This window comes from Larkinella humicola, assembly GCF_008727875.1.
Taxonomy (GTDB): Bacteria; Bacteroidota; Bacteroidia; order Cytophagales; family Spirosomataceae; genus Larkinella; species Larkinella humicola.
Window position 1 is genome coordinate 955,076 of record NZ_VTWS01000002.1, and the last position, 15,040, is coordinate 970,115.

10 protein-coding genes are annotated in these 15,040 nt (G+C 53.4%); 7 read left to right on the forward strand and 3 right to left on the reverse strand.

Features of this window, described 5'->3' with window-relative positions:
* Genes F0P93_RS11865 through F0P93_RS11875 form a run of 3 tightly spaced genes read left to right on the forward strand, consistent with a single transcriptional unit; the run spans position 1 to position 6,241 of the window.
* Positions 1–3,429, forward strand: coding sequence for a SusC/RagA family TonB-linked outer membrane protein (locus tag F0P93_RS11865; protein WP_150876596.1), 3,429 nt, complete (start codon positions 1–3; stop codon positions 3,427–3,429).
* Between the two features lie 12 nt (positions 3,430–3,441).
* Positions 3,442–4,854, forward strand: coding sequence for a RagB/SusD family nutrient uptake outer membrane protein (locus F0P93_RS11870; RefSeq protein WP_150876598.1), 1,413 nt, complete (start codon positions 3,442–3,444; stop codon positions 4,852–4,854).
* 13 nt (positions 4,855–4,867) lie between these two features.
* Positions 4,868–6,241 (forward strand): FAD-dependent oxidoreductase, encoded by a 1,374-nt coding sequence (locus F0P93_RS11875; protein WP_150876599.1) that lies wholly within the window; start codon positions 4,868–4,870, stop codon positions 6,239–6,241.
* 137 nt (positions 6,242–6,378) lie between these two features.
* On the opposite strand, the gene dnaN is transcribed toward F0P93_RS11875, so the two are convergent.
* Positions 6,379–7,515, reverse strand: a complete 1,137-nt coding sequence (dnaN, locus tag F0P93_RS11880; protein WP_150876600.1) for a DNA polymerase III subunit beta — start codon at positions 7,513–7,515, stop codon at positions 6,379–6,381.
* 181 nt (positions 7,516–7,696) lie between these two features.
* Positions 7,697–9,352 carry a gliding motility-associated ABC transporter substrate-binding protein GldG gene (gene gldG / locus F0P93_RS11885; protein ID WP_150876601.1) on the reverse strand — a complete coding sequence of 552 codons (1,656 nt, stop codon included), beginning with the start codon at positions 9,350–9,352 and terminating at the stop codon, positions 7,697–7,699.
* 154 nt (positions 9,353–9,506) lie between these two features.
* Between gldG and F0P93_RS11890 the strand changes: the two genes are divergently transcribed.
* From F0P93_RS11890 to F0P93_RS11900, 3 genes are all read left to right on the forward strand, one after another.
* Positions 9,507–10,058 carry a DUF4833 domain-containing protein gene (locus tag F0P93_RS11890; RefSeq protein WP_150876602.1) on the forward strand — a complete coding sequence of 184 codons (552 nt, stop codon included), beginning with the start codon at positions 9,507–9,509 and terminating at the stop codon, positions 10,056–10,058.
* A gap of 245 nt (positions 10,059–10,303) precedes the next feature.
* Complete coding sequence (locus F0P93_RS11895; RefSeq protein WP_150876603.1) at positions 10,304–10,945, forward strand: response regulator transcription factor; 642 nt, start codon at positions 10,304–10,306, stop codon at positions 10,943–10,945.
* Positions 10,946–10,975: 30 nt separating this feature from the next.
* The gene (locus F0P93_RS11900; protein WP_150876604.1) at positions 10,976–11,443 is read left to right on the forward strand and encodes a hypothetical protein; all 468 of its coding nucleotides are present in this window, start codon (positions 10,976–10,978) and stop codon (positions 11,441–11,443) included.
* On the opposite strand, the gene F0P93_RS11905 is transcribed toward F0P93_RS11900, so the two are convergent.
* Positions 11,440–13,425 carry a tetratricopeptide repeat protein gene (locus F0P93_RS11905; RefSeq protein ID WP_150876605.1) on the reverse strand — a complete coding sequence of 662 codons (1,986 nt, stop codon included), beginning with the start codon at positions 13,423–13,425 and terminating at the stop codon, positions 11,440–11,442. The two genes, F0P93_RS11900 and F0P93_RS11905, sit on opposite strands and share 4 nt — an antisense overlap.
* A 213-nt stretch (positions 13,426–13,638) precedes the next feature.
* On the opposite strand from F0P93_RS11905, the gene F0P93_RS11910 reads away from it, so the two are divergent.
* Positions 13,639–14,910, forward strand: a complete 1,272-nt coding sequence (locus F0P93_RS11910) for an SGBP N-terminal domain-containing protein (RefSeq protein ID WP_150876606.1) — start codon at positions 13,639–13,641, stop codon at positions 14,908–14,910.
* Positions 14,911–15,040 lie beyond the last annotated feature (130 nt).

The following is a 15,040-nucleotide window of genomic DNA, read 5'->3' on the forward strand; positions in this document are numbered from 1 at the left end:
ATGGTGCCATTTCTAAGAATCCTGCTGCCGACGGCGGGTTGTCTGCTCTCGGTGGCCGTTCAGGCGCAAACCCTGGCGTCGGTCCAGCCGACCCGGTCGGTCATCCAGTCGTCGCCCGGTTCGATGGTTCAACTGCGCGACGCCCTGCTGGAACTTCGCAGTCGCTACAAGGTCGATCTGGCCTTTGAAGAACAGCAGCTTCAGGGCGTCAGCGTTCCCACCGGCTGGTTCCACCCCAAATGGTCGCTGGAGAAGAACCTGGAAGGCTTGCTGCGGACCACGGATTTTCAGGTGAAACGACTGTCCAACGGAACCTACCTGATCGTGTCGAACGCGGCCCGGATGCGACCGGCGCGAACCGCATCACCCAACCGGTCCGAAGCACCCACCTCGATGACGCAGCCCGAACATTCCGGGGCCAACAACAACGCTGCCACCCGAACCGTGCCGACTGAAACCGCAACGCAGCCCACCGACGTGGCCGTTCAGGGGCGCGTGACCGCCACCGGGTCGGACGAAGGGCTTCCGGGCGTGAATGTGCAGGTGAAAGGAACGACCACCGGTACCACCACCGACGCCAATGGCTCGTTTACGCTCCGGGTGCGCGACGAACAGGCGGTGCTCGTGTTTTCGTCCATCGGCTACGAAGCCCAGGAAGTGACGGTGGGCAGGCGGCAAACGCTGAGCGTGATCCTGAAACCGAGTGAGCGTTCGCTGGAAGAAGTGGTGGTCGTGGGGTATGGAACCGTTAAAAAGAGCGATTTGACGGGTTCGGTCTCCTCGGTTTCGGGCAGCGAATTTCACAAATTGCCGATGGCAACGCTCGATCAGGGATTGCAGGGCCGGGCTGCCGGGGTGCAGGTGACCCAAACCGACGCGGCTCCCGGCGGCACGGTTTCCATCCGGATTCGGGGCGGCAATTCGATCACCAACAACAACGAGCCGTTGTACGTCGTGGACGGTTTTCCGGTGACGGCCCTCAAAAGCCTGAATCCGTCGGACATCGAATCGATTGAAATTCTGAAAGATGCCTCGGCCACGGCCATCTACGGTTCGCGGGGTTCCAACGGCGTCGTGCTGATTACGACCAAACAGGCCAAGGCGGGCCAGTCGCGTTTCGACGCCGAATATTACACCGGTTTTCAGAAGCTGATTTATAAAATTCCGCTGCTGAACGGAACGCAGTTTGCCGAACTCGCCAACGAAGCGGCCGCCTTCCGAAACCGGGCGTTGCCGTTCGCCGATCCGAAGGCGCTGGGCGAAGGCACCGACTGGCAGGACGCCATTTACCGAACCGCCCCCATCCGAAACTACCAGCTTACGTTTTCGCAGGGACTGGAGAAAACCCGATTTATGGTCAGTGGCAATTACTTCGATCAGGACGGGATTATCAACAACTCCAATTTCAAACGGTTGTCGCTGCGGTTCAACATGGAAACCAAAATCAACACGAAACTGAAGTTTGGCAACAACCTGCAACTGAGCTACGTCAACAACCATGCGGTTCTGGTCAACAGTGGCGGCACCGGCAGCAACGGCGTCGTTCACACGGCTTTGACGAGCGGCCCGAATTTACCGATCTACGATCAGGACGGCAATTATTTTGTCGACTGGCAGCAAATCGGCCCTTCCGTCCGGCGGGACAACGCGGTTTCGCTGGCCAATGAAACCACCAACTTGACGCGCACCGCCCGCATTCTGGGCAACATGTTTCTGCAATACGAAGTCGTGAAAGGGCTGACCGCCCGCGTCAGTTTGGGGGCCGACGCCACGTTTTCGAAAAACAACCTCTACATTCCCCGCACGACTTACCGCGCGTATTTTCAGAACGGCATTGCCAACGTAAGCGACCAGCAATCGTATAACTGGCTGAACGAAAACACCTTGACGTACGACAAAACCGTAGGTGTTCACCACATCAATGTGCTGGGCGGTTTTACGATCCAGCGGGAAGTCAGTGAAGAAGTGGAAGCGAAAGGGCAGAATTTCGTCAACGACATTCTGACGTACAACAACCTCGAAGCCGCCGGACTCGTGCAGCCAGCCGCTTCGGGGGCCAACCAATGGTCGCTGATGTCGTACCTCGGCCGGATCAATTACGGGTTTCGGGAACGGTATCTGCTGACGGTTTCGCTGCGGGCCGATGGGTCGTCGCGGTTTGGAGCCAGCAACAAATGGGGCTATTTCCCCTCCGGGGCGCTGGCCTGGCGGGTGTCGGAAGAACCGTTCATGCAGGCCCAGCGGGTCGTTTCCGATCTGAAATTCAGAACCAGCTACGGCGTCACTGGTTTTCAGGAAATCCCGCTCTATCGGTCCCAGAGTTCACTCAGCAACACCTCCTCCATTATCGGCAACAACCTCGCCATCGGGATTGCCCCATCGCGGGTTGCCAACCCGAACCTGAAATGGGAACGAACGGCGCAATTTGACGTCGGCATTGATTTCGGCGTTCTGAATAACCGGGTGCGGTTCACGGCTGATTATTACTACAAACGCACCAAAGACCTGCTGCTGGAAGTGAGTGTTCCCTGGACGTCGGGCTACAATACGTCGCTCCAGAACGTGGGCAGCACTGAGAACAAAGGGTTCGAATTTTCGGTCAGTGCCACGCCGGTCAACGGCAAATTCAAGTGGAACGTGGATGCCAATTATTCCCAAAACCGCAACAAAGTGCTGAGTCTGGGCGGTGTAAACGAGTTTTTTGGCCCCGAATCGGGTTCCAGTTTCTACTCGCCCGGCCCCGCCATTCTGATCCGGAAAGGCCAGCCGGTCAACTCCTTCTTTGGGTATATCGGCGACGGTTTGTTCCGCACGCAGGAAGAAATCGCCAGCGGCCCGGTTCACCGGTACATGGAGCCGGGTGACCTGCGGTTTAAAGACGTGGACGGCAACGGCACGCTATCCCCCGCCGACCGAACCATCATCGGCAATGCCCAACCCAAGTTCATCTACGGTCTGAACAACACCTTCACCTACGGCAACTTCGACCTGACGGTTTTGATGCAGGGTGTTTACGGCAACAACATTCTGAACCTGCTGCGGGTCTACGAACTCGAATCCATGCGCGGCACCCACAACAACCACATCCGGGCGCTGGACCGCTGGACACCCCAGAATCCGAACGCCTACATGCCCAAAGCCGATTACCGTGGTCAGGAGCAATTCATCAGCACCCGGGCGCTGGAAGACGGTTCCTACCTGCGGGTGCGGAATGTGGTGCTGTCCTATAACCTGCCGGGCAAGCTGGTCAAATGGGCGCGTTCCGCCAAAATTTACGTGAGCGGCCAGAACATCCTGACCTGGACCAAGTACACCGGTTACGATCCGGAGGTCAATTCGCACGGGCAAAATCCGATCAATCAGGGCATTGATTACGGGGCGTATCCGCGCGCCAAAACGGTTATGATCGGTGTCAATCTGGGCCTTTAACACCCGACTTCCATGAAAAAGAAACTATCTACCCTACCTATCCTTTTCCTGAGCGTATGGCTCGGCAGCAGTTGCCAGTTTCTGGACGAAAACCCGCAGGATTTTCTGGCACCGGCCAATTTTTACAAAACCGAAGCCGATGCCGTAGCTGCCGTCAATGCGGTTTACAGCCACCTGTCAACGGGCGCGTACTACGGCGGGGGAGCCTGGCGGATGGGCGATCTGGCGTCCGATCTGCTGGACGACGGCGCGGTGTCGCGCACCGAAACGCTGGAATTGAATACGTACACGGTTGCCTCGACGAACGCCGTTCTCGCTGATTTCTGGCAGCGATTGTATGTTGCGGTCAATCAGGCCAATGCGGCTATTGGGCGTGTACCGGGAACGACGATGGATGCCACCCGGAAAGCGCGGCTGGTGGCTGAAGTGCGGTTTTTACGAGCGTTATTTTACTTCGATCTGGTCAAAGCGTTCGGCGATGTGCCGCTGGTTGTGGAAGAAACCACGAGCCTGAATGCGCTGTCGGTGGTTCGCCGGCCAGCCGCCGAAATTTACACCCAAATTATTCAGGATTTGCAGGAGGCCGAGAAAGGCTTGCCGGTTAGCTACGCGGCTGCCGATCTGGGCCGGGTCACAAAAGGAGCGGCTCAATCTTTACTCGCTAAAGTGTACCTGTTCAACCGGGATTTCGCGGCTGCGGCCCAAAAAGCGCAGGAAGTGGTTCAGTCCAATGCGTACAGTCTGGTTCCTAACTACGCGGATCTGTGGCCGGCCGAGAAGGAAAACGGGCCGGAGCATATTTTCTCGGTTCAGTACAAAGCCGGGGTCGTCGGCAGCGGTTTTAACGAAACCTTCGGCGTTCGGGGCGGCAAAACCCCGATCACGGGCGGCAGTGGCGCTTTTGTCAAGAAAGCGTTTATTAGCAGTTTCGAAACGGGCGACCTTCGCAAAGACGTCAGCATTAAGGATTCCTACACGTTTTCGGACGGCAGCAAAGCCACGTTTCAGCCCCACGTCTGGAAATACTTCAATCCCAACGGCACCACACCCAGCAATACGGACACCAACTGGCCCGTCATCCGGTACGCCGACCTGCTGCTGATTCTGGCCGAAGCCCGGAACGAAGTGGCGGGTCCAACGCCCGAAGCCTATGCGCCGATCAATCAGGTTCGCAGCCGCTCCAAACTCAAAGCCCTGCCCACCGGACTCACCAAAGAGCAGTTTCGGGATGCGGTTTTGCAGGAACGCGGCTGGGAATTGTGCTTCGAAGGCCACCGCCGGTATGACCTGATTCGAATGAATAAACTACGGGAAGCGATGCAAAAAGTAGCGGTTACGACCACCGTACCCAAGCATAATCTGTACCCGATTCCGCAACGCGAACTAGACACCAACCGGGAGCTTCAGCAAAACACCGGTTATTAAACCCCTGACAATCATGCAACGCCGAGATTTTTTAACCACCGCCCTCGCAGGAGCCACCGTTTCCCAGTCGGCCACAGCCTATTCCACCATCCGCCCCGATGCCAACACCCTGGCCGAAGCCGCCCGCGAGGTGCCGGTGGTGGGCGACTATGACGTCATTGTCTGCGGTTCCGGCCCTGCCGGGGTCGCAGCCGCCATCGAAGCCGGACGCAGCGGAGCCAAAACGCTCCTGCTTGAAGTCCACGGTTGTCTGGGGGGCGTCTGGACCTCCGGTTGCCTGACGTGGATTCTCGACAACACCAACAAAGCCGGTTTGGTCCAGGAAATCAAAACCGAACTGCAAAAACGCGGAGACAGCGCAACGGTTCCGACGGGCGGCACGTTTTCCTTCGACGCCGAAGGCATGAAACTGTTGCTGGAAGAATATTGCCTGAAAGCCAACGTCACCGTGCGGCTATTCACGCGGGTGGTGGCGACGGCTCAAAAAGCCGGGCGACTCACACACGTCGTCACGGAATCGAAATCGGGGCGGGAAGCCTGGTCGGGCAAAGTATTCATCGACTGCTCGGGCGACGGCGATCTGGCGGCTCAGGCCGGTTGCGGTTTCGACTACGGCGACAGTTCAGGGCAGGGACAACCGATGAGCTTACTCTGTCTGATAACCGGCGTCAACTACGCGGACATCAAGGAATATGTTCGCGACGCAGCCGACAGCAAAGGCGGTTCGCCGTCCAAAAAACGACTGGAAGAAGCCATCCGTCGCGGGGGTCATTCGCCCTCGTATACGCACCCCAGCATCCACCCCATCCGCGAGGATTTGCACATGCTGATGGCCAATCACGAATACGGTTTTAAGGGCACCGACGCCAATCAGGTTTCGCAGGCGACGTTGAAAGGCCGGGCCGAAGTACACAAGATCATCGGGAGTTTACAATCGCTCAAGGGCGTCTGGAGCAACCTGCGGCTGGTGGCCACGGGCGAGCAGATTGGCGTTCGGGAAAGCCGCCGGATTCACGGCCTCTACACGGTTTCCCGCCAGGATCTGATGACCGGAATCCGCCACCCGGATGCGGTTTGCCGCGTGACATTTGGCGTCGATGTTCACTCCGTTAAAAAAGACGACGAAGCCACCACCAACTACAAGCGGGGAACGTCCAGCAAACCGTATGACATTCCGGTTCGGGCGTTGATTGCCAAGGATGTGCAGGGATTGATGATGGCCGGACGGTGCATCAGTGGGGATTTTATCGCCCACTCCAGCTACCGCGTTACCGGCAATGCGGCCATTATGGGGCAAGCCGCCGGTCGCGTGGCCGCGCTGGCCGTTCAGTCCAACCGGCTACCGCAGGACGTCAAATGGGCGGATGTGAAGTGGAGCGTGGAGTAGAAAATAATAAAATAATTATAAATGTAAAATGGCAAATATCAAATGTAAAAGTCGCTCATTTCCAGCATTTTTACATTTGATATTTGCCATTTTACATTTATAATTAAAACCCTTAAGCCTGTCTGTCGGATCACCAATTACGCGTATGTATTCAGCATCACCGGCATCACCAGCATCAAAATATCTTCGTCTTCTTCCTTGTCGGCCGGAATGATCAGACCGGCGCGGTTGGGGGCCGACATCTCGAACGAGAGCATTTTGGCGCTCAGGTTATTGAGCATTTCGGTCAGAAATTTAGCGTTGAAGCCGATTTCCAGCGGATCGCCGTCGTAGTCGCAGAGCAGCTTTTCGTTGGCTTCGTTGCTGTAATCCAGATCTTCGGCGGAGATCGTCAGGGAGTTGGTTTTGAGCGAAAGCCGGATCTGGTGCGTCGTCCGGTTGGCGTAAATCATGATCCGTTTCAGCGAATTCAGAATGTCCGTCCGGCCAATGGTCATGATGTTCGGGTTGTTGGTCGGAATGGCGTTTTCGAAGTCCGGAAACCGCTCGTCGATCAACCGGCAGATCATTTGCGTCGATCCGGCGGGCGATCCGGCAAAAGTAAACGACGCGTTCGACTGGCTGAACTCGGCTTTCACCGGCGCGGCTTCGGGCAAAGAGGCCTTCAACAGCGTCAGGGCTTTGCGCGGAATGATCATTGACGAATCGCTGGGCGAACTGATGTCGGTCCGGCGGTAGCGAATCAGCCGGTGGCCGTCGGTAGCGACAAACGTCGCGCTCCCGGCAGTCAGTTGTAAATATACCCCCGTCATGGCCGGGCGCAGGTCGTCGGTGCTGGTGGCAAAAACCGTATTGTTGATGGCGCTTAACAACGCATCCGATGACAGTTCGACCGTCAGGCTCCGATTGACGGTCGGGATTTTCGGGAAGTCGATCGGATTTTCGCCCGACAGTTTATAGCGACCGTTATCCGTCAGAATTTCCGTTCCGAAGGTTTCCGTATTGACGTTGAACGTAATGGGTTGTTCGGGCAAACCGCGCAGCGTATCGAGCAGCAGTTTGGCCGGAATGGCAATGGCTCCCTTCTCCGACGACTCCACGGCAATGTTGGTGATCATGGTCGTTTGCAGATCAGAAGCCGTGACCGTCAGGATGTCATCTTCCAGTTTGAACAGAAAGTTTTCCAGAATCGGCACAATCGGATTCGTTGCCACCACACCGTTGATGGCCGAAAGTTGCTTGAGTAATACGGAGGAGGAAACGATGAATTTCATATGCAATTTTGTTTGGGGCCGTTAGTCCAATGAGAACAAAAGTAGGAAAAATAGTCGAATTTTCAGGGGTTGTTTCGCAGAGTTTAGCAGAGAAAAAAAGAGTTTAGCGGAGAAAGTTTTTTAAGAACTCTGCTTAGCTCTAATTTTCTCCGCTAAACTCTGCGAAACAACTTTTAAACTTTTATGCGTACTTCCTCCGGCGGGTGAATTGCCAGATGACGCCCACGAAACCGACTAAAACGACCGGTCCGAGGAGGTTCAAAAGCTGCCACGGTAAACGGTCTTCCTTCATCCGGATTCGGTCCAACGGCCTCAATGTCACCTGTTTGGTGCGAGCCGCAATGATGCCGTTGTCGTCCAGCAAATAATTGACCGCATTGACCACAAAATCTTTGTTGGCGAAAGTGTTTCTCGAAAACCGTTCGTAGCCCAGCGGATAGGGCGCGTTGGTGCGGTAATTGATGTCGTTGATGAGCAGATCGCCGTCGGAACAAACCAAAATTTTGGTAGATTCTCCCTGGGCTTTGAAAGCCGCAGCGCGCGGATCGCCGGGCAGAATGCGGTTGGCATATAGCGACTGAAAACGACCTTCCAGCAAACAGGCAATCATCTGAACGCCGTTGTTGTAGGTGCGCGGATCGGGTTGCTGACGGGCTTCGTTGTAGCTCACCAACGCCGGGGCTTTCAGGATTTTAGTATACTGCGAGGTCATCAGCAAGGGCGTTTTCGCAATGCCCACCGCCTGTACCGTATCGAGTGTGCTCGTAAACCGGGTGTAAATCGCGTCCAGATTGCGGACAATCGGACTTTTGCCAAAGGTATTGACCAGCGGAAAAAACCGCCATGGCAGCATCTGAACGTTCGGTTTGTCGCCCATATCGCCGACGTTCAGCGGAATCATGGCGCAACTCAAATCCTTGATAATGTCGTTGTTAACCCGGATTCCCCACCGAAAAAAAAGGTCGTTCAGGTTCAGGTCGAGCGGCTGGGCGTAGGTTCCCTCCCGCCCTACGCTGTCGATTTTCAGGCCATCGACAAAAAACAGGGCCTTGCCGCCATTGACCACAAACTGGTCGATTTTGTATTTGTCGGCTTCCGAAAACGCGCGGTCGGGTTTGGGAACAATCAGCCCATCCAGCCCTACCAGATCGCGGGATTCCTGCAAATTGATCAGCTTGATGTCGTAAAACTCATTGAGTGTCGCCAGCAGATCGGAAAGCCGGAGCGGTTCGATAGTGGTGTACGAAACCGCCACCCCCAGCACTTTTTTCTCCTTAATGGTCAGACGACGAATGGCCGACGCCAGCTCGTATTCCACGTTTTCAATCGACTGGTTCAACTGCTCTTCCGACGAATTGGAGCGGTTTCCGCGCAGCAGCAAAACCGGCTGTTCGCGACCCTGATAGGAGACAATCGCCCACGGAAAAATCAGTTGTTCGGTGCGCTGATTGCCTTCGGCGGTAAAATTCAGGCTGGTGGGAGCCAGTCCTTTCTGAATCAGTTGCGTCTGTTGCTCGGCGCGTTGTTTGGCATCCGGATTGGCGGTTGGATCGATAAACCGGAACGTCAGGGTTTTGCCGGACCTCGCCTGAAACTCGTTCAGTGTTTCCCGAATGCTGGTTTCCAACCGTTTGAAACCAGCCGGCAGCTTGCCCGTCAGGTACACATTGACGTGCACATCATCGTCGAGATTCGCCAGCAGGTTTTCGGTGGCTTCCGACAGCGTGTAGCGACCGTCCTGCGTCAGATCGACCCGAAAAAACAAAAACGACGACAGCAAGTTGACAAGTACCAGGACGGCCAGAACAACACAGAATCGAAAAAGGAATGACTTCATACCTGCGTAAAACGCTGAAAGCAGTTAAGTTGTGCGAAAGTAGAAGAAAAAATGACGGGCTGCACGCTGCACGATCCGCTAAATTTTCAAAACCGGCGTAGGGGTAACATCGGCGATAGCGGTCTTAGGGTCGTAAACAACAAACTACTGAATCATGATCACAAAGAGCCTCCACACCGTCTTTTTTCTGTTTTTGCTGGAATTGACCAGCGCGTTCATCCCGGTTTTGGCCGGTGTCCGCGAGTTTCCAGTGCCGCCGTCTGCCCCCAACCGGCTGTTTTACATTCAGCGGAGCAATAACACCAACACCGTTATTTATGAAGCGAATCTAACAGCCGGTCGGCGGCTGGATGCGAACGATCCGGTCAGCGTGTACTGGATTCGGTACGCCGAGCAGGGTCAACGCGAGTCGCTGTCGATGATTCAGTGGAAACTGGCGTACGGCTACAAACACAAGGTAGTGAATCGCAGCGAAAACAGTTTTGAAATTTACCTGAACGCTTTCAAAAAACGCACCATCTGGGTGGATATGCAACAGGGAAAGCCAATAGCCCTCACCACCATTAACGGGCGAAAAGCGTGTCTGCAAAAAGTCTTCGTGCAACTCGAATCCGGTTCGGGCCTGATGCCGAAGGTGCTGTACGTCGAACTGTTTGGCATCGACCCGGTGGCCGGAAATGCGGTTTACGAACGCATGATGGTGTAATTACAACCCGCCCAACCACTCCATCAGCCGATCTTTCTGCGCCCGCGAAACCGAAACTCCGAAAACCGGTGTCAATCCTCCAATTTAAGGATGCAAAAACCCCGAATTTGAGGATTTCAAGGCAGCACCCGGTTTGGGATATTTGTACAAAAAATTGTATGATAATAGGCGTCCAAACGAGAAAAATAGTGTACTATTAATTTTCGGCCTGTTATTCAGACAATTTAGTCCCAAAAACCACTGTCATGCGCATTCTTGTCGCCGAAGATCACCGGATTCTGTTGGAAAGTATATCAATGCTGCTGTCGAGTATCGACGGAATTGAAGTGGTAGGCAAATACACCAACGGCAGGCAGGTTCTGACCGCGCTGGAGGTCGAAAAAGGCATTGATCTGGTGGTTTCCGATCTGCAAATGCCGGTGATGGGCGGGATCGAGCTAACGCTCCAGATCCGGGCGCATTTCCCGGACGTCAAAATTTGCCTGCTCACCGTGGCCGACCAGCCCGAAGCCATCAAGGAAGCCCTGCGGGCCGGAGCCGACGGCTACGTACTGAAAAGTGCGGAACGGGAAGATTTGGAAACCGCCCTGAAAACCATCTGCGAAGGCCGGAAATTTTACAGCGACGCCGTGTTGATGCAACTGGCACACGACCCCGTACAGGAGCTGAACCCGGCGGTCGACAAACCGCAGAAAATCACGATTACCCAACGCGAACTGGAAGTGCTGAAGCTCATCGCTCAGGAATTTTCGGGGACGCAGATTGCCGAAAAACTATTCATCAGCCCCACCACCGTCGAAACCCACCGCAAACACCTCATGCAGAAACTGGGCACCCAAACGACGATTGGACTGGTGAAGTATGCCATCAAATTCCAGCTAATTTAAAACCATTTCAACCCTTAAATTGCTCATTCTATGTCCGACGAATCCCTCGACCAAACCGTACCCGACTCCTCCCATGAGAGCAGAACCCTCCGGCTGCAAGGTTTTGCCACAATCGATCATGATACTGTAAACCGACTAGTTAAGGTAAAACTCTTTGACGGTGAAGAGTCTAATTATCATGATTTTACAATACCGTATGCGGATATTCTGGAAAAGGAAATTTTTTCCTGCAAGATTGGCGGGCAAGCGGTTTCTTTCCTCAATCTGGTTGTAACCTATACGGAAGAAAGGTTCTCTACATTGACCGGGTATATTCCTGCTGGTATGGCTCCTGTTCAGCCCTTTATCCTTCCTGCCCCTGGGATCTCTGCAGCCGCTAGGGATAGTAAAGTGCCTCCCGGCGCTCCCCCGAAGCAATTTACCGCTATTTCACTCGATCTTAATCACTTCGAAGCTGGTAACCTGGCCCGGGTAGAATCCGGCAGACGGATGAGTTAAGCGCTCCATTCCAATCCCTGAACATCCCCATCAGAGTACCTACTTTCGATGGGGATGTTTATCGCCATTTCGGTTCCCTGAGGCATTCGCTGACGGGCCTCAAACGTGCCGCCCAGCGCATCCAGACGGCTTTTGATGTTTTGCAGCCCGACGCCTTGTTTTCCGGATTCTGCAGGAAGGCCAATCCCGTCATCGGCGACGGATAATTCAATTCCGCGGCTGGTTTGCTTCAGTTCAATGTCGACTTTCAGCGCCTGAGCGTGCTTGATGACATTGTTGATCAGTTCCAGCAGAATGCTGTATACATTAAATTCAATTTCGGCGGGAAGACGTTCCCGAAAGAGCGACGTCGATAGCCGAAACTGCAACGGAGAATTCTGGTTTAATTTGGCAATCAGCGTGGTCAAAACGCTCGCTAATCCTTCCTTTTCAAGCTCGGCCGGGAGGATGTTATGCGAAATATTCCGTACTTCCGAATACGCACTTTTCACCATTTGCTTCACATTCCGGTAGACAGATTGTTCCTGATCCGACAGATTTTGGGGGTTGATGTGCTGAATACTCATGTTGACCGCACTCAGCAGGCTACTCAGGTTGTCGTGGAGTTCGATGGCCACGCGTTTCCGCTCGATGGTTTGCCCTTTAAAAAGGGCTCCTTTGATTTCCTCATTTTTCTCAATCAGTTCCCGGTTGGCCTGCACCAGCTCCTGAGTTCGGGTTTCCACCCGCACTTCCAGGGTTTTGTTGATATCCGAAAGTTGTTCCTGCGCCTGTTCAAGCAGCACTTTCTGCTGGTTGATCTGCCGGTTTTTACTTTGCAGCCGCCGGTTGTTCCAGAACAGCAATACCGCCAGAAACAGAATTCCCGCTATGCCCAGAAACAGGACGTTCCGGGTTTGGGCCAGCTCCTGGTTTTGGTTTTCCTGCGCCAGTAACTGCACCTGCTGCTTCTGCAATTCGTTCTGTTTCTGAACATTATCATACTGAGCCTGCAACGCTTCAATCCGCTGCTCATTTCGCTCCTTCGACAAACTATCTTTTAAAACCGTAAAGTTTTCGTGTGCCTTCAGGGCTTTGCTGGTCTCGCCGGTCTGTTTAAAAATCTGGTAAAGTTTTTCTTCTGCCTCCACCACAACGCTCGAATTGTTGACGCTTCGCGCAAATTTTTGGGCCTGATTACAATACGCCAACGCTTCCTTCCATTTCTTTTGAGTGATGTATAAACCGGCGATGTTGAGCAAAATACTTCCTTTTAAATCCACGCTACCGGTTTGTTCGGAAAGTGCCAGTGACTTCTGATAAAACGTTAGTGCTTTCGGACTGTTTCCCATCCCGTCATACACCCACCCGATCGCGTGCAGGCTCTGGGTTTCATACCAGAGATTCCCGGCTTCTTTGGAAACCGTATTGAGTTCCTGATAAACCGTTAACGCTTCGCCAAGCCGACCCTGTTCTTTGTAAACCCCACCCAATACATTCAGAATGGGCATCTGGGCTTTGGGGTTCGGGTGATCCCGGAGAATTCCCAGCCCTTTCTCACACAACTCAATGGCTTTTGAATAGTCTTTCAGGCTCATATACGCGTGGGCCAGACCGCCTAATGACACGGCGGCCCGCGTATGATTTTTTAATTTTTCAGCGAGCAGGAGTGCTTTATAATGAGCTTGAATACTTTGGTAATGATCCCCTTTAATCTGGTAGATATACCCTTCAAACTGGTACGCATAAATCAGGTCCTTTTGCAATTTAGGTTGCTGACTCAGGGCAATCATCTGGGCGGTGTAGTGAAGGGCGGAGTCCAGATTGACCTCGACGTACCGCGTCATCAGTTGTTTCAGCGACCCGTAAATCGTGGTGTCGCGCCCGAGACTCACGGGCTGCGCCCGCAACACTTTTAGGTTCTGTTTCAAACTGTCGATCTCCGGTGTTTGGGCAGCGCCCATCCGGGCCAGTAAACACAGTATGAGCAGCAATTTCTTCATGTTCGGCGGGTAATTCGCAAACATAAGCGATCCCCCACACTATTCATAGCACCGGCCAGCCGGTTTCCGGATGCGCATATCCTCAAATTCTAGGATGCAAAATCATCTGTATCAGGGATTTCTGAGGAGCATCTTCGTATCGACCTTTGATGCCATCGACCGGCCAGCCACGGCACCGCATTCGCTTAGATAGACCATAAACGTACCTCAATCATGAAATCACCAGTATCATTCTTCACGGTTCTTCTTTATTTGCTGCTGTTCGGGGTCATTTCCTGCAAGAAAAAAGAAACCACCGTCACCCCAACCCCCGTTACGCCGACCAAAAGTTCGGCCAAAGACCTCAAAACCTTCGCCTTCAATACGCTGACGCCCGCCGTTACGGCCACGATCGACGCGACGGCCAAAACCGTCAAAGCCGAGGTCCCGACTGGCACTGACCTGACGAAGCTCGTTCCGACCCTCACGGTTTCCGAGAAAGCCACGGTTTCGCCCGCTACGGGCGTGGTGCAGGATTTCAGCAAGGCCGTCACCTATACGGTGACGGCGGAAGACGCCAGCACGCAGGTGTATACGGTGACCATAGTGGTCAGTACGCCTATCGTGAATACAGGATTGCTCAAAATGACCCAAAAAGCAACGGTTAGTGGTGCTGATATTGGAAGTTATTTGGCTAACGATGGCGCATTATTAGCTAATAATGGTAAGATTTATCTACTGGCCTATTCGAAAACAAATTCTGGTAGCACGCTGGATCGCTTATACCAATATGACCCTGCTACGGACAACTGGGTGAAAAAAAGTGATATCGCGCTGAATAGAAGGAATCGAATCGAACTGGCATTTACCCACAATGGAAAAAGTTACGTGGGCGTTGGCTTCAGTGGGGATGCCAAGAATACCATCAGTGAGTGCGATTTTACCAAGGAACCGGCGGTTTTTACCACCTTAGGAGTGCTGGGTAATGCCAGCAGTGTGGCTCAATACTCGTATGATGCCGGTAAACTTTACTACTATTCAACTAATGGGGGTTGGGGTGTGCTGAATCTGGATAAGAATGAATTGGCTAGCTTTAAAATAGATACGTATCCCGGTAATGCCCGGCTTGGTTCCAACAGTGATAAGGGGTTGTTTATGAGGGCCTGTAACGGAAAGCTGCTTTTCTTGGGTACTGCGGATAAAGACAGTAAGGCACTTACCAGTTTTGAGCTTACCGAATTTGATTATGCAGGCAAAAAATGGACGAGTAAGGCTAGCTCTCCCCTAGCTAAAGAGGTTCCTGTAGCGGTGTTTGTAATCGGGAAAAAATTGTATGCTCAGGGATATTCTGAAACCTTTATCTATGACTCCGATACCGATAAATGGGCAACCGTTAAGTCTCCGTCTCAATTTGTTAATCCGGCTTATCTGAATGTTTCCGATGGAAAATCCATCTACTACTTTTCTGTGAATGGTGTCGGCTTTTATCAATTGAGCCCCAATTGATTTGATGGACAGGCCCTGCCGAAAACCTGTCATCAAAGGCAAAGTATACATGCCTGGTTCGAGCGGAGCCGTGCAGTAAATCAGATTCATCACCCGCCGTAAAACACAATTTCCAAGCATTTCCCGGTAT